We start from the raw sequence: 19,491 nt of genomic DNA, 5'->3' as shown, positions 1-19,491 counted from the left end.
GGGAAGACGATGCGCCTAACTTCAGAATTTCAGCTTCGTGCTCAGCAAGAAAGAGTGGATATTTTAGCTAATAATATTGCTAATATCAGTACAGCTGGCTTTAAGGCCAGTGTGGTTAATCTTGCTGAGGCCTATGATGCTCAAGAAAAATCGGCTAATTTATCCTTATACGGAGGAGTTCCTGATGGTGCAGCCTTAGGAGTCGGGACCGGAGCCTTATATCATGGTAAAAGAATCGATATGTCGCAAGGAATTATAACAAGTTCCAATAATCCTTGGGATATTGCCATCGATGGGCAGGGCTTTTTTCAAGTAAAGCCCCCAAATGGCGATATAGCTTATACTAGGGCAGGCATGTTTCAATTAGATAGTGATGGAATGCTTGTCAATCAACAGGGGTATGCTCTACAACCGGAAGTGATAATCCCGCCGGATTCCGGCGAGGTTCAAGTCAAGCCAAATGGAAATATTCTTGCGATGATCGATGGCAAACAAGAAGTAATTGCCCAAATTACCTTAGCCAATTTCATAAATACAGATGGACTTCAGCAAATAAGCAATAATCTCTTTCTTGAGACACCGGAGTCTGGCGTGGCTCAGACAGGTGCACCTGGTTCGAATGATTTCGGAGAAGTTAAGTCCGGCGCCATTGAACAGTCGAATGTGGATTTAGCTACCGCTATGACGAATTTGGTTCAAGCTCAAAAGGCGTACCAAATGGATGCAAAGATGATTCAACAAGAAGACGATATGTTCGCAAAAGCGAATGCATTGAGGAGGTAATCGGATGTCAGGATGGTTGGACAATCCTATCTTGACGGTTCTGGAAAAGGGCCTGAATGCTTCAAGTTTAAGACAAAAAGTTCTGGCAGATAATGTCGCTAATGTAGATACACCGGGATTTAAACGTTCGGATGTTGATTTTCAGCAGGCACTTAATGCTGCCTTAGGTACAAGGGGGTCTACCCTTTCACTCAAAACATCAGTTCCTAGACATATTGGGATCGGGACAGCCGAGAATCAATCATTAGTCCAGACGGACCATAGTACAAGCCTTCGTAATGATTCAAATAATGTCGATATTGATCGTGAGATGACTAATGTGGCAGAAAACGGGCTGTATTACAATGCACTAACACGGACTATTTCGTCGCAGCTAGGAATGCTCCGTATGGTTATCAAGTGATAAAGGTGAAGCAAGTCGGAGGTAAAAAATGATTAGAGGATTATATAGTTCTGCGACAGGAATGCTAGCCACCCAGAAAATTTCTGGGACGATCGCTGAGAACTTGGACAATATTCGAAATCCTGGCTATAGGGAAGAACAAAACCTGGTGACCTCATTCCCCTCGTTGCTTATACAGCGAATGTCAAGCGGCAATGAGGTGGAAAATGGGCAGATTGGTGCTATGGGGACCGGTGTCCTAGCTGACCGTGTAGCCTTTAAGAATGGTTCGGGATTGGTGGTTGAAACGAAGCAGCCCACCGATGTGGCCTTAGTTTCTGAGGGATATTTTGTTGTTCAAACAACGGCAGGGGAACGTTTTACTCGAAACGGCCATTTTGAGTTAGATGAGGCTAATCGCCTTCGTACGACGGCAGGAAATCTTGTGCTAGGGGAAAATGGCCAGATCGGCCCACTGGGACCTGATTTTTCAATAGAATATGATGGAACAATCAGGGACAATGGAGAGATTGTTGATCGCTTGAGAATTGTCGATATTCAGGGAACCGAATTGCAACGTGAAGGGAAAACCACACTTTACAATACGACTCAAGTCCCAGTTCCGGTGGCACGGGACGCTATCCAAATGCGTCAAGGCGCAATAGAAGAGTCAAACGTCAATGTCAACGATCAGATGGTTAAGATAGTTGTGGCAATGCGCGCTTATGAGGCAAGCCAAAGAGTACTACAAATCCAAGACCAAGCTTTAGATAAAGCGGTTAATGAAGTCGGTAGAGTATAAGTAAAGTATAACTAGCAAAGCATTAAGCAGGCTAAATATGTGAGGAAAGAGTTGAATGTTTTTGGTGGGACAGGTTGTCGTCTTTGCCTTAGGAAATGAAGAGTATGGAATGCCGATAGATGTTGTAAGGGAGATTACCCGACTTGGAGAAATACGCTCGATTCCCCAGGCACCCCCTTATGTACAAGGATTAATTAATTTACGCGGCAAGGCAATTCCTCTCATCGATTTACATGTTCGTTTCGGAATTTCGGCTGTCGGTCACAAGAACTCTGAAGATGCTTCCTCTGAAATTAATTCCTTCGCCTTAATTACGGAAGTTAATCAAAAATTAGTAGGTTTTGCAGTCGACAGAGTCTTAGAAGTACGGACGCTGGAGGATGTGGTACCCCCTCCAACCTTAATTACTGCTCCGTTTATTGGTGGACTGGTAAACTTGCCAGATAGGATTATTATGCTTTTAGTTCCTGACCGCGTTCTGGACAATACCGAATTGCTTGGTCTAAGTCAACTAGCCGCTCAGTAGGGCATTGATTGCTACTAGATCATAAAGTATGAACTGAGGTTTAATTTCTAACCGTTGTTGAACAGCGAAAGGAGGCAATGGTATGAATACGAATGCCGCACAGATGCTTCTTTTATTTCAATTGCAACAGATGAATGCTTCCTGGCAGAATGGACAAGGGGATAAAGCCGGTTTAGCAGGAGTTGAAAATAATAATTCAAATATGCTGCTTTTTGCGACGTTACTCAAAGCGGCACTTGGGGGAGGAATGGCTTCTTCTCAAGGGTTAATGAGTCAATCAAATAACTTGTTAGGAACAACAGAGGTTAGTGGAAATCAAGGAATCCCTGCTCTTAAGGCAAAGGCCGAAAACAGGGGTTCTCTTGATCATTTGATTTATTCCATGGCTCAAAAATACGGGGTCAATCCTGATTTGATTCAGCAGGTTGTCAAGGCAGAATCGGGGTTCAATGCCAAGGCGACGTCTCCAGTGGGGGCCATGGGCTTGATGCAATTAATGCCTGGAACAGCGGCTTCATATGGAGTGAAGAATGCTTATGATGCAACCCAGAACTTAGATGGGGGAACCCATTTCTTGAAGGATTTGCTCGATCGATTTAAGGGAAATATTCCGCTGTCTTTGGCAGCTTATAATGCTGGACCTGGGGCTGTCGAAAAGTATAATGGAATTCCACCTTACAAAGAGACTCAGGCTTATGTTCAGAAGATTATAGCTGGGTTGAATCAAAAGAATTGGGAAGCGTAGAATTAACTGCAAGGAAGGATGGTATCGTGGTGAAGAAAACCTGGTGGATTGCTTGGCTTTTAGCAACCACTTTATTACTTTTATCCGTATCGTCCGTGTTAGCGGCTACTTCCAATACGAACATGGGTTTTAAGATATGGCCTGCTCAGACAACGACAGAGGTAAATAAGGTCTGGACGATCTCTTTTAATGTCCCACTCTTGAGTACGAGTGTGAATAGTGATACTATTTTCGTCACCGATAGTAAACAAACAAAGGTCGCAACAACGATTAATCTTTCCCCCGATGGTCTCTCTGTAACAGTGACGCCGTCCAAGGCCTATACTGCTGGAGATTACAATTTATATATTACGGATGGACTTGCCTCTTGGGCCAGTGAACAACTTAGTGAGATGATTATTGTTCCATTCACAGTGAGTGTACCAGCCAAAGTGACAGAACCAGCTAAAGTGATAGTTCCAGTGCCAGTGACATATACGTCTAGTGTTAATCTTATAGTTACAGTTACAGATGATTTCAAAACCGTTTATGCAAGTGATATTTCAGGATCACTATATCTTGAAGGGCGTAATGGCAACCGCCTTGGTCCGACTTCGAAGGATTTGATAACAGGGAAGTATACTTTCAATATTTATGCAGATGACGATTATTCCCTGAATATGTTCGGCGTTTCTAATAATGTGATGAATACTCAATCAATAAAAATGCCCACTATTAAAGTACCTATTATCAAAATACCAACAACAGGTATACCAGTATCAACAAAACCAACGGTGAAGACCATGAATTTAGTTATCTCATCCAAAGAAGGAGTTGTCGGTCAAAAATCAGGTTCGATAGGTGGAAGAATTATACCAGATCAGTATGGAGTGCCTGTAACAGTCTCAAACTCAACAACGACATGGACAACTAGCACAGATCTGGATGGTAATTTCGTGTTTTATCTGCCTGCTGGAAGTTACCAATTAGATGTTGAGTGCAATGATCCTGGATATAAAAAGCACCGCTATAAATTGACAGTAACGGCAGGGCAAATGTCTTCTCCACTTGAACCTGTAAACGTGAAGGAACCCATAGGTACGCTGGGACTTAGGCTTGATCTTCCATTAGTGGACGCAGGATCAGGCGTTTTGAGTGGTATTGATACGACAACGAAACAAATAGTTGGAACTGTTAACCTTGATGCCGTGGTTGAGATTTATGACACAGCTCTAGCGATTCCCAAAAAAATAATTACTGCCAAACCAGATAAAGATGGAAAATTTGTTGCAACACTTCCTAGTACTTTGATTGGGAAAAAACTTCAGATAAAGGTCATTGATTCATCAGAAAATGTTTATATACTGGATATGACCTCGGCAGTATCGTGAAAAATTACAGAGTACTAACCGAACGAGGAGATGTAGCTTGTCTTATTAATAATTTCTAGAAAGATATTTGACTTTATTGAAGAAAATATATAGAATCAGCTTAACTTAAGAACTATTATCAAGACAAGAAAGGAATCGCACATGGTGGTTTGGAAATGTTCCCAGTGTAGGGCAACTTCTGAAGGTCGTTGCAGTCCGAAAGCTTGTCCGCCTAGCGTTGTAGGTAAGGATCAAATAGTTAAAGCCGAATAGTACGAGGGGTAAAGATGCTGGAATACTATAGTTATCTGTGGAGCACGACCTGGCCAAATCTGATCGTGCTCCTTTTGATATGGGTTATTGTCCTCTTTCGACTGGGTTGGAAATTCTTGAATACATGGCGTTTTGCTCATGATGCATGGGGTTTTTTGCTGCTGGCAGGGAAGGCCATAATTTGGGTAGGAATTTTAGCGGTTTATACAGAACTATTTTCCCAGCCGGATTGGTTCGATCGACCAGGTTTGATCCAAGGTTTGGTACAGGGAAAGGCCTACGATTCGGGTTCAGGCTTGTATATTATTGACCTCGGTAATGGTTCGGAAAATAACCAATTTTATGTTGATCGGAATGTCTATGATAAGGTAAATTTGGAAGATCAGGTTAAGCTTATGTATCTGCCGTCACGACGAGAAGTAATACGATGTGAGTTCACTGACAGTTTGCTTTAAAATGGATTTGCGAATAAGATAGGGAAATAGAGAAAGATAGAGTGATGATGAGTTACTTAACAAGGAAGTGTGTAGTTTGAGTTCAGAAGTCTATTTTACTAGTATGAAGACTAAACGAGGGGAAAGTCTTTTAACGAAACTGGAGCATTTGATAATACGGGCTGGGTTATTAGACGCGATTGCCCCTAAAGATCTCGTGGCAATCAAATTGCATTTTGGGGAACGCGGAAATCTTGCCTATGTCCGACCCCAATATGTGCGGAGGGTTGTTGATCAGGTTAAAAAGAGAGGTGGACGTCCTTTTTTGACGGATGCCAATACACTTTACGTAGGTTCCCGCTCAAATGCTGTTGACCACTTAGAGACGGCGATTGAGAACGGCTTCGATTATTCTGTGATCGGAGCCCCACTGGTGATTGCTGACGGTCTAAATGGTAAAGACTATAGTTCTATACCAGTAAATCTTAAGCACTTCAAAGAGGTGAAAATTGGGAGCGCGGCAGTCCAAGCGGATGCGCTACTAGCCATTACTCATTTAAAAGGGCATGAGGTGACTGGGTTTGGGGGTACACTAAAGAATTTAGGCATGGGTCTGGGCAGCCGTGCTGGTAAACAGCAACAACATTCTGATCTGCTGCCTCAAGTGAATGAAGAGCGCTGTATAGCTTGTGGTAAGTGTGCAAAATGGTGTCCGGCCGGTGCTATTGCCGTCGAACTGAAGGCTGAGATTTCCCAAGATAGATGCATTGGATGCGGCGAATGTACCGTTACCTGTCCAGTTCGCGCTATCGCCATTAATTGGAAGACGGAAGCCGATGTCATACAAGAAAAGATTGCAGAGTATACGGTCGGTGTTCTCAAGGGGAAAGAAGGAAAGACCGGATTCATTACGTTTGTGACAAATATTTCACCTTTATGTGATTGTTGTGATTGGAATGATGTCCCGATTGTCGGAGATATTGGCATACTTGCTTCCAAAGATCCAATTGCTATTGACCAAGCGGCTGTGGATTTGGTTAACCAAGCGCAGGGTAATCCGCACTCAGAGCTGGGTGAGCGTTATGCTGAACATGATAAGTTTCGAGTACTTTTCCCAGACATAGACTGGACAATTCAGCTTTCCTATGGGGAAAAGATTGGTTTGGGAAGCAGGGAATATAAGCTGATTCAAGTTGGGTAAATACCTTCGTCCGGAGATAAGGAGGTAACGTATAATTCCCATGAATTTCACACAAAAAGTTAAGGCGTAATATGCTATAATGAGAATAAGATAAAGTAAGTAACTTGATGCGGAAAGGAGAGTGGGGATATGCGTGTCCAAAAAGTTAATGAGCATACCATCCGCATCTTTATCTCTTTGACAGAGCTTAATGACAGGGATATTACGATGGCTGATCTATTTCAGCGATCAGCGAAGACGGAGCAGTTGTTTTGGGAACTCATAGCGCAGGCGAGAGAAGAAGTAGAATTTAATTTAGATCAACCTTTCTGGATTCAGGCAACTGTCGCTTCGAATGATGAATTTGTCATTACGATTATGAAGCAAGAAGAACAAGGCGAGGGTTCTGTTAAAGAAAAGGCGGTTCGAAAGATCTCAAAGGGTCGTGTTACTGAATTGGTTTATGTGTTCGCTGATTTTGAAGATCTGATTTCAGCCGTGAGACGTTTACCAGACTTTAGTCAGCTGCGCTCAAGCCTTTATGAGTTCGAAAAAGAATATTACCTTGTGCTAAATCGTTTGGGAACGGGTAAGAAAAGGTTATTGGCCGAAGCAATCCTTGATGAATATGGAGAAATTGTGGCCACAACTGGGGTTTTTCTATCCGAGCATGGGAAGACTATCATTTCCGTTAAAGCTGTTCAAACGCTTAATGCTTCTTTCAATAAGCCTTCATATGGCTAAAATGGAGAAGGTATAGGAAAAGGGAAGCGTTTTGCTTCCCTTTTCCTTTTTTAGGTTATTAACCAAAGGAAAAAATAGCCGGGATTTGACGCAGACAGTGTATGCAAACGGTTTTGCCTTTAAAGTTATGCACCCTCATCGTTTTACCGCAAAATATACAAGGGTGAAACTGTGCTTTTGTTCGAGCTTGTGTTTTAAAGGGAAGAATGATAGCTTGATGAGCTGACTGTTGGTTTTTAGTAGTCGAGCGAATGTTTGACATGGAATTCCTCCTTGAAGTCAGAAGTCAGAAGTCAGAGGTCAGAGGCCGGAGCCAGATGACGGACAACTTCAGCAAATAAGTAAGTTTGATTGTCACTGGTTATGTTCATAGAAAACTCTATTCATACATTTCCTTTATCATATGCTAATCGAGCTGTCGAAATCCTAAAAAGTGTGCGGGTCAGATTAGGGAAAATTGGTCGATTATAAATGTGGCCCAAAAGGAGTGGGAATCGGTGGAGCAAGAGACAAAGAAGCAATTAAGGGCACTTCCAGCTGTTCATGAAGTGATTTCTCGGCTGGAACATGAAACGGAATTCAGTCCGTTTTTGACGAATGAGAGGCAATTGCCCCGTTTAACTCAGGGAGTTCGACAGGTTTTACAAAGGGCAAGAGAAAATGTCTATAAGAATTCAACGAATTCGGGTTCGTTTGATGAGTTTGAAGCCTCGCTCTGGCCATGGATCTTAAACGAGCTTCGAAAAGAGTTGACGAGTGCGGAATCTAGTCTAAGACGAGTTATCAATGCCACGGGGGTTGTATTGCACACCAATTGCGGAAGAGCTTTACTTGCCCCAGAGGTTGCTCGTTTTGTTGCCGAGCAAGCTGAAAGGTACAGCAATCTTGAGTTGAATATTGAGACTGGGTCGAGGGGATCGCGCTATGTTCATGTTGAAGAGATTTTGTGTCGCTTGACGGGTGCTGAAGCGGCTATGGTGGTCAATAATAATGCTGCCGCTGTATTATTGATGATGAATACCTTTGCTCAAGGAAAAGAGGTCATTGTTTCGCGGGGTGAATTGGTTGAAGTAGGTGGGTCCTTTCGGATTCCTGAGGTTTTAAAAGCAGGTGGGGCCAAACTTGTGGAAGTTGGAAGCACCAATAAAACTTGGCTTAGGGATTATGAATCGGTCATTGGACCGGAAACCGCTTTGTTATTAAAGGTTCATACAAGCAACTATCGGGTGGAAGGATTTACTCATGCCGTTTCTGGAGCCGAGTTGGTTGAGCTTGGGGAAAAACATGGCTTGGCAGTGATGGAAGACCTAGGCAGCGGTAGTTTCTTTGATGGTGCTAGTCTGGGGTTCCCTATTGAACCGACCATAAAACAAACTGTTAAAGCGGGGCTTGCTCTAGTGACGTTCAGTGGGGATAAATTACTTGGCGGTCCGCAGGCCGGGATTATCGTTGGCAAGAAGGGTTATATAGAGCGCCTTAGGGCAAATCAATTGACCCGAGCTTTGAGGATCGATAAATTAACCTTAGCTGCTCTTGAAGGAACCTTGCGCTTATATGAAAACGGAGGAATAGACGAGATCCCCGTCTGGAGGATGCTCTCCGCCCCTTTGGATACACTACATAAAGCTGCGTCTGAGCTTGTAACAGAACTTCAGTCCAATTCAAGAATTGCCGTTGAGTTGAAAGAGGATGTCTCTCAGGTGGGCGGTGGAGCTTGGCCCACGGTTGAGCTGCCAACATGGGTATGTGCTATTCGTCCAATCCAAGGGAGTGTCCTTGAGTTAGAAGCGTTTTTGCGCTTAGGGACGGTAGCTATATTGGCTCGGATTCACAAGGATTGGGTGCTTGTTGATGTGCGAACTCTGTTAGGTGGAGATCGTGAGGAGATTGTGAGGCGGTTGGGGCAATGGGGAGAGTCAGTTTCTTAGCACGTTCGCACTCGTTTCATCGCTATTCCCTTGATGCCGAGGCTAAAACGCAAAACCTCCTGGCTTTCTGCATGTTAACCGTTGCGTTTCTTAACGCCTCGTCCTCTGCGCTCATTGACGCGATTCCTCTCACATGCTCTCTCAGCTAAGAAACTTCCTCTAGACTTGGGTCGACGGGGGCTAGACCGGAGGGGTGTTGGGGACTGTTTGCGTCAAATGACGCAAATGCGGTTCTTGCTAGTCAATGCCAGTTGTGCAAGTTGGGGGCCGGTTCTTGGCTTGCATGGCTTGCATTCTTAGCTGTTTGCGTTTAGACGCAAATGTGCTTGTGGAATTGGTGAAGTGTTGACGTGGTTTTGATTTAGGTTATAATAAAAGAGTGATGCGTTTGAGTCATTATTTTATAATGAGGCGATGGGTGGTGTGGGGATGGATCTGAATATGAATACGATAAATAAGCTGACGGATAAGGTCAGGTTGACGCAGTTGTCTACTAAGGCGGGCTGAGGATGTAAGATAGGTCCTGCGGACCTGGCGCAAGTTTTGCGTTTCTTACCTCCTAATTTAGAGGATGCCAACCTTATAGTTGGTATGGAGACTTCGGATGATGCTGGTGTTTATCGTATAAATGATGAGCAGGCCATTGTTCAAAGTGTTGATTTTTTTACACCTGTGGTGGATGATCCTTATGCGTTTGGGCAGATTGCTGCGGCGAATGCTTTAAGTGACATCTATGCGATGGGGGCGAAACCACTTACTGCTATGAATCTGGTTTCATTTCCAGTGGGAAAGCTTAATATGGATGTTTTAGCCAAGATTCTTCAAGGTGGGAGTGATAAGATCCGAGAAGCGGGTGCGGTTCTTGTTGGAGGACACTCTATTGATGATCCTGAGCCGAAATATGGGCTGTCGGTCACTGGGATCGTGCATCCGGACCATGTCCTTTCTAATGCCAAAGCCAAGCCAGGGGATAGCTTAGTTCTCACAAAACCACTTGGCGTAGGAATCATCACCACCGGGATTAAACGGGGGATTGTGTCACCTGAAGCGGAAGCAGAAGTCATTCAAGTTATGTCTACTCTGAATAAGGCAGCCGCTGAAGTGGCGATAGCTGTTGGGGTCCATGCTGTCACGGATGTGACCGGCTTTGGGCTGTTAGGGCACTTACATGAAATGCTTGAGGCCAGTGCCTGTAGTGCAGAGGTCTATGCGGAGGCTGTACCAGTCTTAGACAGCGTTTGGGATTGTATCAAACAAAAAGCTATTCCAGGCGGGACGCAAGCCAACCGTCGTCATCTTGAAGATAAGGTAGAGTTTGCTCATGACGTCTCAGAGGAACTTCGGATTGTCCTCCATGATGCGATCACCTCTGGCGGGTTATTATTATCCGTGCCGGAAGATCGTCTTGATAGCCTGATTAAACAGTTAGAAGAGCATAGGACTCTAGCCGCTGCTGTTATAGGGAAAGTTCAAAAAGGCGTACCTGGGAGAATTGCGGTTTTTGGGCGTGCATGATAAAATACCGTGTACTGGTAAGGTAGCGGAGGGATAATGATGATGGATCTATTGCAAACCATGGCTACTTGTTTTGAACAAGTAGCCTTCTTTTTTCCGAGCGGAGACCCCAAAACGCAGGTCAATTTCGAACGGCGTGCGTCTTACTTAGACACCAGGTACTTTTCTAGAGATAGTTTGGCTGATACTCTAAAGGAGTATCATACACACTTAGGAGCCAGTTCGGAAACGCAAACGATGATAGAAGAGCTTAGACATCCAGAAACTCTGACCGTGATTACGGGACAGCAGGCTGGAATTTTGACGGGTCCGTTGTATACCCTTTTTAAAGCGATGACCACGATTCGGCTGGCTAAAGAACAGCGTGAGAAGCTTGGACGTCCGGTAGTTCCGATTTTTTGGATTGCTGGTGATGACCATGATTGGTTGGAGATTCGGGAGACCTACTTCTTAAATGCTGAGGGTAAAGTGATTCCTTGCCACATCCCAGGTAATGGGGAAGGGAAATCGGTTGGTCATCTACCAGTGCCCGCTTGGGAAACCATTGAAACTCAACTGATGGGGATCCCCGAGAGTGAATTCCGAGCCTCTGTTTTGAAACAATGTCGAATCTTTACGGAGCAAGCCGACAACTTAACGCAGTGGTTTGCCTTGACCTTACAGTGGCTGGTTCAAAAATGGGGGCTAATTTTCTTTGATCCTTTGTTACCAGAATTTAAGCGTTTAGCTGCCCCACTGTATGAACAAATATTAAAGCTACACCCTGATGTTCGAGTGGCACTAGCCGAACGGACTAAAGAATGGATAACCTTAGGGTTTGAGCCTCAAATTCAACCAACCGGTGGCGAAGTTAACCTTTTTCTTTCCGTGCCAGAGCGACGGGCTATCCTGAGTAATAATGAGGGTTATTATTTACGCGGCCATAAAAGACAATGGGATTTGGATACCCTAAATTCCTTACTTACTCAAAGACCGGAGCAGTTTTCCCCAAATGTGGTGACTCGACCTGTTGTTCAGGAATTCCTGTTTCCGACCTTGGCCTATGTTGCGGGACCAGGGGAATTGAACTACTGGGCCCAATTAGGGGGGGTCTTTGCAACATTTGGCTTCGTAATGCCGATTCTTTATCCGCGTTTGTCTGCAGTCGTGTTAACTGCCTCCTGGCAAAAATCGTTAAGCAAGCAAGCGTTAACGATTAGTGATGTTTATCGAGGCTTAACGGAACAGAGGGAGCGGTGCGTGCGAGAGCGGGATAACTTGGATATCGATGAACGCTTCAAGAGTTTTAAAACACATATTGAAAAGGGATATGCGGAGCTCGAAGCACTTAAGGAGATTCACGTCAATGTTCAAGACTGGTTGATTCGAAATGAGGTTAAGGTTAATTTCCAACTAGATTATTTACAAAAAAAGATTTGGCAGGCTCAGCGTAAACGATGCAATGATGAACTAAAACGCTTCCAAGAGCTTGAAGATGGGATTACTCCCAATCATTCTAGGCAGGAACGAGTTCTAAATCCCTTGAGTTTTATCGCTCGTTATGGTCTTAACTTTGTAGATCGAATTGCAGAACTTCCCATCGACTCTTTTTCAGAGCATCAGATCCTTTTATAGTTCGTACGTTTCACAAGTTCAATGAACTTACTCCAGATGGAATTAAACACTCCAGCTAGAGTAAGTTCCTATATCTTAAAAAAATGGGTATAATAATACAAGATCCTTAATTATTGGAGTTGGTAATGTGCGGCTCGTGAAGAGATTAGTCCTAATGGCGGTTGCTTTGCTGGGAATTAGTGCGGTTGGGTTTGTTGGGTATAATCAATACTTTGGATTAGGGGGTACGATGCCCAGTGATAATCTGGTGGATTCGCAGAATGTAGGGCTTCGAAATAGAGTCAGCGTATTACTTGTCGGCGCGGATCAACGACCTGACCAGAAAAAGTTTAGTACGGATACGATAATCTTGGCCAGTGTTGATCCAGAAACGAAGCGTACTAGCTTGCTTTCAATCCCTCGTGATACGCGTGTCGCTCTTTCTGGACATGGCTATGTTAAGATAAACGAAATAGTGTCAAAAACCGATTTAGAAACTTTGCAAAAGACAGTCCAGGAGTTAACCGGAGAGGAAATCAAAGGGTATATTCAGACCAATTTCCAAGGATTTAAAAAAATTATTGATACTTTAGGCGGAATTACGGTTGATGTAGAGAAAGATATGTATTATGAAACTGGGGATATCGAGGACGGGTATATTAACTTACGTAAAGGTGTGCAACGCTTAAATGGTGACAAAGCGCTCCAATATGCCCGATTTCGTCACGATGCTTTAGCAGATATTTCTCGAACGGCAAGACAACAGGTTGTGCTGAAAGCGGTTGCCAAAGAGATGTTTCAGTTAAGCACAATTCCGAAACTTCCCTTTCTGATTCCCCAAATTATGAACGCGGTCCATACGAACTTATCCTCTAAAGATATTTTTGTGTTAACTAAAGTAGCCGTTGGATTTGAGAGCTCTAATATGGTTTCACAAACTCTCCCCGGATCATTTTTGGACCTTGATGGAGTAAGTTATTGGAAGGTTGATCCCGTTGAAGTGAAAAGAGTGGTTAGGAACCTGTTTCAAGGGGAGACGACGAAAAAAGTGATTGACCAGGAGAACGTTGATTTACTAAAACCTGTTACGCCAACGCCTAGTAAGCCATTGCCGAAAGTTCCTGGAAACAGCCAAGACCCCAATGGACGAAAATCTCCAGGATATTTAGGAAGTCCACTGGGAAATCTAGAATAATAGAACGAATACAGACCTTTTTCTGCTTGATAGATGGAAAAGGGTCCTTTATTTTTTAATAATAGGACTTACGACCTATGGGGAACGTGATAAAGTATGATATTATTTTAAAAAAGTGAATTTTACAAAAAGTGGGGCGATTCATATGCCAGAAAAAATAGTTCAGGGACGTTCTCAGGAGGAGATTAGAGAAGAGTGGGCACACAATCTCCAAATTCCCCCAGAAGACATAATACTGGAAGTTATTGAAAAACCCACCTTTTTTTCCCGTCAATGGAAAGTCCGGTTAATCTGGGAGGATCAGAATCAAGTTCCCGTGTTGACCCAAAACCAGGTTATTTGGGATGGTGTTATGTATGTCATCGTCCTTGGTGAAGGAGTTAAAGAGTTTATTCCGTTCCCACAGGCTGGTGAAATTTTGTTTAATGGTATGGTTCAGGATCAGCCGTTCCCCGTTAAAAGTGGAGATAAGGTTGAATTCCGACCCTTGGTCCAGGCAGGTCGTTTGACTTGGGACATGCAGGTGTATTTACAGGGATTGTCTGTCGTGGCGAAAGTTAAACATGAATTACCTGGACATTATACCCTTGTTGAAGACATTCCTGTTCAGAAGCCGCTTGATTTAGTACAGCATGTTGCGTGGAAGACTTTACCAGCTCAAGGGGAGATTTGGGATGAGGGCAGATTAATTGTAGACCTTAAGCAATTAAAGGTGATTCATGGACTTAAGCCCGGTATTTGGCAAGAGATTCAAGCCGTGAAAGGTGTAGGTGAGGTTGTCGTTGCCGAAGCAACTCTTCCGGTACCGCCTGAACACGCGCAATTAATAGACTTTGTTGGTGAGCCTCAAGTACTTTCTTACACAGAGGAGAAGAAAATAGATTTTTTTGCCTCAAAAGTAAAATTGGTCAAGGAAGGGGCAGTTCTTGCTCGAAAAGTTCCGGGCAAGCCGGGAGTTCCAGGCCAAGATGTATTAGGTAAAACTTTAGTTGTGCCTCCATTCAAGGATTTTCAATTTTGTGCAAAAATGAATGTCTATCTTTCAGAGGATGGACTAGAAGTGATTGCTAAGTGTGCTGGACAACCTATACGCCTAGACGAACGATCGTATACGGTGGAGAATGTGTATGTTTTACACAAGGATGTTGATCTGGCAACGGGAAGTATTGAATTTCCGGGAGATGTTTTCATAAACGGAAATGTCCATGATGGTCTTCGCGTTTTCGCTGGAGGAAAGATAGAAATTAGGGGATCTGTTTCCCATGCGGAGTTAAGGGCAGAAAAAGGCGCCAAAATTCATCAAAACCTTTTAGGGGGAAAAGTCGTCATTGGAGAGAAATTCGTAGTTCGTTCTGAACTTCTCCGGGGAGTGACTCAGCTACAGGATCAACTGGGTGCTTGTTTGATTAATACGGCTGAGTTAATGAAATCGCCTGGTGCTGTTAGTCTAAAACCAGGACAATGTCTAAAATTGATGCTAGAAAAGCAATTCCCTGAACTTCCTAAAATGTCGGTTAGTATGGAGAAATTTGTGTTGGAACACAAGGATGACGAAATGATTAGCGAAGGCTTGATTGTTTCTATCCGAACAGCAAAACATTTTTTGATGGGATTAGGGCCTTTAGACCCTCAAGCGCTGCCATTTTTGCAACGGGTAAGTCAAGCACTGGAGCAATTTGTTGAAAATATCACGATTGAGATTCCGGAAAAGCTTAGCTTCGTTGCTAGTTATGTGCAGGGTACCGTCATTGAATGTGGGGGTGCCTTTGAATGTCAAAAGGGTACTTATAACTCGGATATTCGTGTCGAAGGAGACCTTACAATTGAAGGGGTATGCCGGGGCGGTAAGATTTTTGCCGGGGGTAAGGTTAGCATTCGAGAACTTGGGAGCTCGGAAGTCAGTTCAACCTTTGTCCAAATCAGCCCCCGAAGCCATCTGCATGTAGATTATTGCCATCCCAATGTCATTATAGCTGTAGGTAAGAGAATAATGCATATAGAAGAAGCCTATAAGGATTTAGAGATCTACCAGGAAAATGGCCGTGTTCAATTTGAAAAGATACGGGCAAATCCCTTATAATTTGATGGATTCATTGTTAAAACACCCACTTCTTCTAAGAGGCGGGTGTTTTATAGTTAAACGAGTTCACTTTAATAACCTGCTGGTGGCAGGTTATTGTTTTTTGGTTTTCTTTAACAACGTTTGGGATTATGCTACACTTAAAGGAACTTGGGTATTACTAATTTACAGAGATTTATAACCTTGAAACATAGTGTGGAAGGAATAGAGTTCGATATGAAAATTATGATTGAATTAGAAGAAGCAAAGGAATTGGTCCTTTCGCGAATCCAGCCAGTCGGGACAGAGTGGGTTGCAATCACGGACGCCTATCAACGCGTATTGGGTCAGGATGTGCTATCCCAAATTGCGATGCCGCCGTTTGCACGCTCGCCGCTAGATGGCTATGCTTACCGAGCGGGAGAGTCTGATTCTCAACCACTCCAATTAAAGGTTGTCAGCGAAATTCCGGCAGGAACTTTTTCAGATCGAGAAATTCTCACAGGAGAGGCTGCCAAGATTTTTACAGGTGCCCCCATTCCGCCTGGTGCCAATTGCGTGGTGCGAATGGAAGACACAGAGTTAGTGAGTGATCAAGTGACAGTTATTCGTCCGGTGTTGCCAAACTCGAATATGGTACCTAAAGGAGAAGAGATTAAAGAAGGAGACACACTCCTCAGACAAGGCTTTTATTTAACCCCACCAGCTCTGGGTTTATTGGCTGCAGTTGGTTTGGATCAGGTCAATGTTTATCGTCGCCCGCGAGTGGGCTTACTCTCGACAGGGTCGGAGCTTATGGACGTTGGGCAATCCTTACTTCCGGCTAAGATTTATAATAGTAACAGTTACACACTGAGAGGCATGCTTCAAGAAGCTGGTTGCGAAGTTTTAACGATTCCTATTGTTTCTGACCAAATGGAAGATACACTTAAGGCCTTGGCAAGAGTTTCAGAGGCTGACCTAATTATTACTACTGGTGGAGCCTCAGTGGGGGATTACGATATTATGCGCCATGCTCTAGCCGAGTTTGGCTGTGAAATGCTGTTTTGGAAATTGGACTTAAAGCCGGGCACTCCTGCTTCTGTCGGACAAAAGGGAAAACAACTCTGTTTCTCCCTTTCGGGCAATCCTGCTGCCGCCATGGTCACGTTTGAACTTCTAGTTCGTCCGGTACTCCGCAAAATTGCTGGGCGTTCTATTCACGAGGAGGAACAATTCTTAGTTAAAATGGCCAGTGGTTTTGGCAAAACGGGTAGACAAAGGCGTTTTTTGCGTGCTCAAGCGGTATTCAAAAATGGAGAAATATGGGCAGACCTTACTCCGGCTCAAGGTTCAGGAATTCTACGTTCGATGATTGGGAGTCATCTATTGGTGGATGTGCCAGCGAACCATGGATCTGTAGAACCTGGGGAACTCTTGATGGCGAGTTGGATTGCGAACTGGGAGAGTTAAGGTCAACAACCACTACCCTAAAGGGATAGTGGCTTGTAGGTAACTATAAGCCACATGTTGACTAGACTAAGCATTAACTTGCTACGTTATATAAGCCATCATACCCGTGGACGTTTGTCCTAATCTACGGCTCTATGGTTTAGTATTAAACAGTTCTGTGTGGTACGGAACAGTGTGCTAGGCATGACAAACTTATATAACATTGTCTAAGGATTTTTAACTCTGAAAGGAGATAGGTTTTATGTTAACCTATGTTTTAAATCAAAATGGGAAACCGTTAATGCCTTGCAAGTCGTCTAAAGCAAGAAGACTATTAAAACAGAGCAAGGCAAAAGTTGTTAAGCTAGAACCATTTACGTTACAGTTGTTGCATGGTTCAAGTGGATACAAGCAAGAAATTACCCTTGGCGTTGATGCAGGAAGTAAAATGATTGGGTTGTCTGCAACGACAGAAAATAACGAACTCTACTCAGCAGATATTCAATTAAGAAATGATGTCGTTGATCTATTGTCTACTCGAAGACAGAATAGACGGACGAGAAGAAATAGGTTGAGATACAGGAAACCAAGATTCTTAAATCGAGTCAAAAGCAAGAACAAGGGATGGTTAGCACCTTCTATTGAAAACAAAATACAAACTCATTTAACGGTTGTTCGTAATGTATATAAGGTATTGCCTGTGTCAAAAGTAATCGTTGAAGTGGCAAGCTTTGATATTCAAAAGATCAAAAACCCTAGTATCAGTGGTACGGACTATCAGCAAGGTGAACAGATAGATTTTTGGAATATTAGAGAGTATGTGTTATTCAGAGATGGGCATCAATGTCATGGTAAAAAAGGTTGTAATAACAAGATATTGAATGTTCATCATATTGAAAGTAGGAAGGTTGGAGGAGATTCACCTAGCAACTTAATTACTCTGTGTGAAGAATGCCATAACGACTACCATAAAGGTAAGCTAGAATTAAACATCAATAGAGGTCAAAAGTTCAAAGATGCTACCTTCATGGGGATTATGAGATGGAGTTTTTACAATAGATTAAAAGAATTGTATCCTATTGTAAGTTTGACATATGGTTATATTACTAAAAACACAAGAATCTCCAACAGCTTGCCAAAAGAACATCGTATTGACGCATTATGCATAAGTGGCAACCTTATGGTCAAAAGATTGGACTATTTTTATTTCTCTAAGAAAGTAAGATGCCATAACAGGCAAATCCATAAGGCAAACATCTTGAAAGGTGATGTCAAGAAGTTAAACCAAGCACAATTTGAGGTAAAAGGGTTTAGACTGTTTGATAAGATTCAATACCAAGGTAAGTTGTACTACATCTTCGGAAGAAGAAATAGTGGTTTCTTCGATATCAGGACTTTAGACGGAACTAAGGTAAATAAAGGTAGTATCAGTTGCAGATCTTTCAAATTAATTGAAAGAAGAAAAAGTCTATTAACCGAGAGGAGGGTGGCAGGTTAGGATATGTGTACGGCATTCCTCCACTACCCTAAAGGGATAGTGGTTTCCTGCCAAGCCGTTATGAATATTAGAGATGTGCGATCTCGAATTCCCGTTATTTCGATTGTCGGCGGAAAGTCCAATTCAGGGAAGACGACACTTTTAGAAAAACTTATTCGTGAGGCGAAGCTCCGTGGGTGGAGGGTTGCTACCCTGAAGCATGATGTCCATGGGTTCGAGATGGATCAACCGGGTAAAGATACGTGGCGTCATGCCCAAGCGGGTGCGGATGTAGTCGCAATCAGCTCCCCTCAAAGAATTGCTATCTTGGAGAGTGTAGCAGACGATCAGCCTCTCGATGAGGTCCTCGCCCGCATTCATGGAGTGGATGTGATCTTTACCGAGGGATACAAGCATGGCAACAAACCAAAAATCGAGGTATATCGCTCGGCTGTGCATCAGGGGCTTTTCTCTAAACCGGAGGAGCTTATCGCTATAGCTAGTGATATCTCGTTTGATAACGGGATTCCTTGTTTTAATTTGGATGATGCCCAAGGGATTTGTGATTTGATCGCCGAAAAGTTTGGGGTAGGGGGACTTGTGTGACACAGCGCTCGGTGCTTACGACGCAGAGCAAACTAACCGTTCAAGCTCCTACTGTGGGGAGCGGGATACCCACCAAACTCGCCGTCCTTGGCTCGGTTGGTGGCAGTGCACATCCTTGTGCACTGTCCCGTATCTAGGGTCGGTCGCTTGAACGGAAGTTTGCTGGTCTGCTTACGTAAAGACGTCGCGCTCGTGTCACACTGCGTCCCCGGCTGGGGTCTGGGGAACGAGGGACGATAGAACGATAGAACGATAGAACTTAATGGAACGGGAGGCTGGTGACTGTACCTTGCATGTGCGCCGTCTATAGAAGTTGTGTAAGGTGGTTCAGGTGTGCAAATTGGGGACGGTTCTTGGCTTGGCGCGCATTCTGGGGACGGCACATAGATGTGCGCCGTCTGTCTTAGGTCGTTTGAATGGAAGTTTGCTGGTCTGTTTACGTAAAGACGTCGCGCTCGTGTCACACTGC

19 protein-coding genes are annotated in these 19,491 nt (G+C 43.7%); 18 read left to right on the top strand and 1 reads right to left on the bottom strand.

Annotated features, from left to right (window positions below; all coding sequences use genetic code 11):
- Nucleotides 1-9 precede the first annotated feature (9 nt).
- From JL57_RS04035 to JL57_RS03995, 9 genes are all read left to right on the top strand, one after another.
- The gene (locus tag JL57_RS04035) at nt 10-783 is read left to right on the top strand and encodes a flagellar hook-basal body protein (protein ID WP_034140781.1); all 774 of its coding nucleotides are present in this window, start codon (nt 10-12) and stop codon (nt 781-783) included.
- Between the two features lie 4 nt (nt 784-787).
- A complete protein-coding gene (gene flgB / locus JL57_RS04030; protein WP_034140780.1) occupies nt 788-1,186 on the top strand; it encodes a flagellar basal body rod protein FlgB in 399 nt (132 codons plus the stop codon).
- 28 nt (nt 1,187-1,214) lie between these two features.
- Nucleotides 1,215-1,967: a flagellar hook-basal body protein gene (locus JL57_RS04025; protein ID WP_034140779.1), complete on the top strand. Its 753-nt coding sequence runs from the start codon at nt 1,215-1,217 to the stop codon at nt 1,965-1,967.
- A 61-nt stretch (nt 1,968-2,028) separates the two neighbouring features.
- The gene (locus tag JL57_RS04020) at nt 2,029-2,493 is read left to right on the top strand and encodes a chemotaxis protein CheW (protein WP_291299688.1); all 465 of its coding nucleotides are present in this window, start codon (nt 2,029-2,031) and stop codon (nt 2,491-2,493) included.
- Nucleotides 2,494-2,575: 82 nt separating this feature from the next.
- Nucleotides 2,576-3,238 carry a lytic transglycosylase domain-containing protein gene (locus tag JL57_RS04015; RefSeq protein ID WP_034140777.1) on the top strand — a complete coding sequence of 221 codons (663 nt, stop codon included), beginning with the start codon at nt 2,576-2,578 and terminating at the stop codon, nt 3,236-3,238.
- A gap of 29 nt (nt 3,239-3,267) precedes the next feature.
- Complete coding sequence (locus JL57_RS04010; RefSeq protein ID WP_291299684.1) at nt 3,268-4,608, top strand: Ig-like domain-containing protein; 1,341 nt, start codon at nt 3,268-3,270, stop codon at nt 4,606-4,608.
- Nucleotides 4,609-4,874: 266 nt separating this feature from the next.
- Nucleotides 4,875-5,315: a hypothetical protein gene (locus JL57_RS04005; RefSeq protein WP_034140775.1), complete on the top strand. Its 441-nt coding sequence runs from the start codon at nt 4,875-4,877 to the stop codon at nt 5,313-5,315.
- Nucleotides 5,316-5,391: 76 nt separating this feature from the next.
- Nucleotides 5,392-6,495 (top strand): DUF362 domain-containing protein, encoded by a 1,104-nt coding sequence (locus tag JL57_RS04000; RefSeq protein ID WP_034140774.1) that lies wholly within the window; start codon nt 5,392-5,394, stop codon nt 6,493-6,495.
- A 129-nt stretch (nt 6,496-6,624) separates the two neighbouring features.
- Nucleotides 6,625-7,218, top strand: coding sequence for an adaptor protein MecA (locus tag JL57_RS03995; RefSeq protein ID WP_034140773.1), 594 nt, complete (start codon nt 6,625-6,627; stop codon nt 7,216-7,218).
- Between the two features lie 58 nt (nt 7,219-7,276).
- Here the strand turns inward: JL57_RS03995 and JL57_RS03990 are convergent, their stop codons facing one another.
- Nucleotides 7,277-7,480, bottom strand: a complete 204-nt coding sequence (locus tag JL57_RS03990; protein ID WP_034140772.1) for a hypothetical protein — start codon at nt 7,478-7,480, stop codon at nt 7,277-7,279.
- A 235-nt stretch (nt 7,481-7,715) separates the two neighbouring features.
- Here JL57_RS03990 and selA point away from each other — a divergent pair, with 235 nt between their 5' ends.
- The 9 genes from selA (at nt 7,716) to JL57_RS33435 (ending at nt 19,159) form a co-directional block, all read left to right on the top strand.
- Nucleotides 7,716-9,146: an L-seryl-tRNA(Sec) selenium transferase gene (selA, locus tag JL57_RS03985; RefSeq protein WP_034140771.1), complete on the top strand. Its 1,431-nt coding sequence runs from the start codon at nt 7,716-7,718 to the stop codon at nt 9,144-9,146.
- 441 nt (nt 9,147-9,587) lie between these two features.
- The gene (gene selD, locus JL57_RS03980; protein WP_291299687.1) at nt 9,588-10,661 is read left to right on the top strand and encodes a selenide, water dikinase SelD; all 1,074 of its coding nucleotides are present in this window, start codon (nt 9,588-9,590) and stop codon (nt 10,659-10,661) included.
- Nucleotides 10,662-10,697: 36 nt separating this feature from the next.
- The gene (bshC, locus tag JL57_RS03975) at nt 10,698-12,275 is read left to right on the top strand and encodes a bacillithiol biosynthesis cysteine-adding enzyme BshC (protein ID WP_291299683.1); all 1,578 of its coding nucleotides are present in this window, start codon (nt 10,698-10,700) and stop codon (nt 12,273-12,275) included.
- 127 nt (nt 12,276-12,402) lie between these two features.
- Entirely contained in the window at nt 12,403-13,449 is a 1,047-nt protein-coding gene (locus tag JL57_RS03970) for an LCP family protein (protein WP_291299682.1), read from the top strand.
- Between the two features lie 145 nt (nt 13,450-13,594).
- A complete protein-coding gene (locus JL57_RS03965; RefSeq protein WP_034140767.1) occupies nt 13,595-15,529 on the top strand; it encodes a FapA family protein in 1,935 nt (644 codons plus the stop codon).
- Between the two features lie 216 nt (nt 15,530-15,745).
- Nucleotides 15,746-16,960, top strand: a complete 1,215-nt coding sequence (gene glp, locus JL57_RS03960; protein ID WP_034140766.1) for a gephyrin-like molybdotransferase Glp — start codon at nt 15,746-15,748, stop codon at nt 16,958-16,960.
- Nucleotides 16,961-17,201: 241 nt separating this feature from the next.
- Entirely contained in the window at nt 17,202-18,437 is a 1,236-nt protein-coding gene (iscB, locus tag JL57_RS03955) for an RNA-guided endonuclease IscB (RefSeq protein ID WP_034140765.1), read from the top strand.
- Between the two features lie 60 nt (nt 18,438-18,497).
- The gene (gene mobB, locus JL57_RS03950; RefSeq protein WP_034140821.1) at nt 18,498-19,022 is read left to right on the top strand and encodes a molybdopterin-guanine dinucleotide biosynthesis protein B; all 525 of its coding nucleotides are present in this window, start codon (nt 18,498-18,500) and stop codon (nt 19,020-19,022) included.
- Nucleotides 19,019-19,159 carry a hypothetical protein gene (locus JL57_RS33435; RefSeq protein ID WP_291299681.1) on the top strand — a complete coding sequence of 47 codons (141 nt, stop codon included), beginning with the start codon at nt 19,019-19,021 and terminating at the stop codon, nt 19,157-19,159. The genes mobB and JL57_RS33435 overlap by 4 nt, the downstream gene beginning before the upstream one ends.
- The last annotated feature ends 332 nt before the right edge of the window (nt 19,160-19,491 follow it).

It is taken from the genome of Desulfosporosinus sp. BICA1-9, from assembly GCF_000802135.1.
The sequence above is the reverse complement of the archived record's forward strand: the minus strand, read 5'-3'. Positions and strand labels throughout refer to the sequence as shown.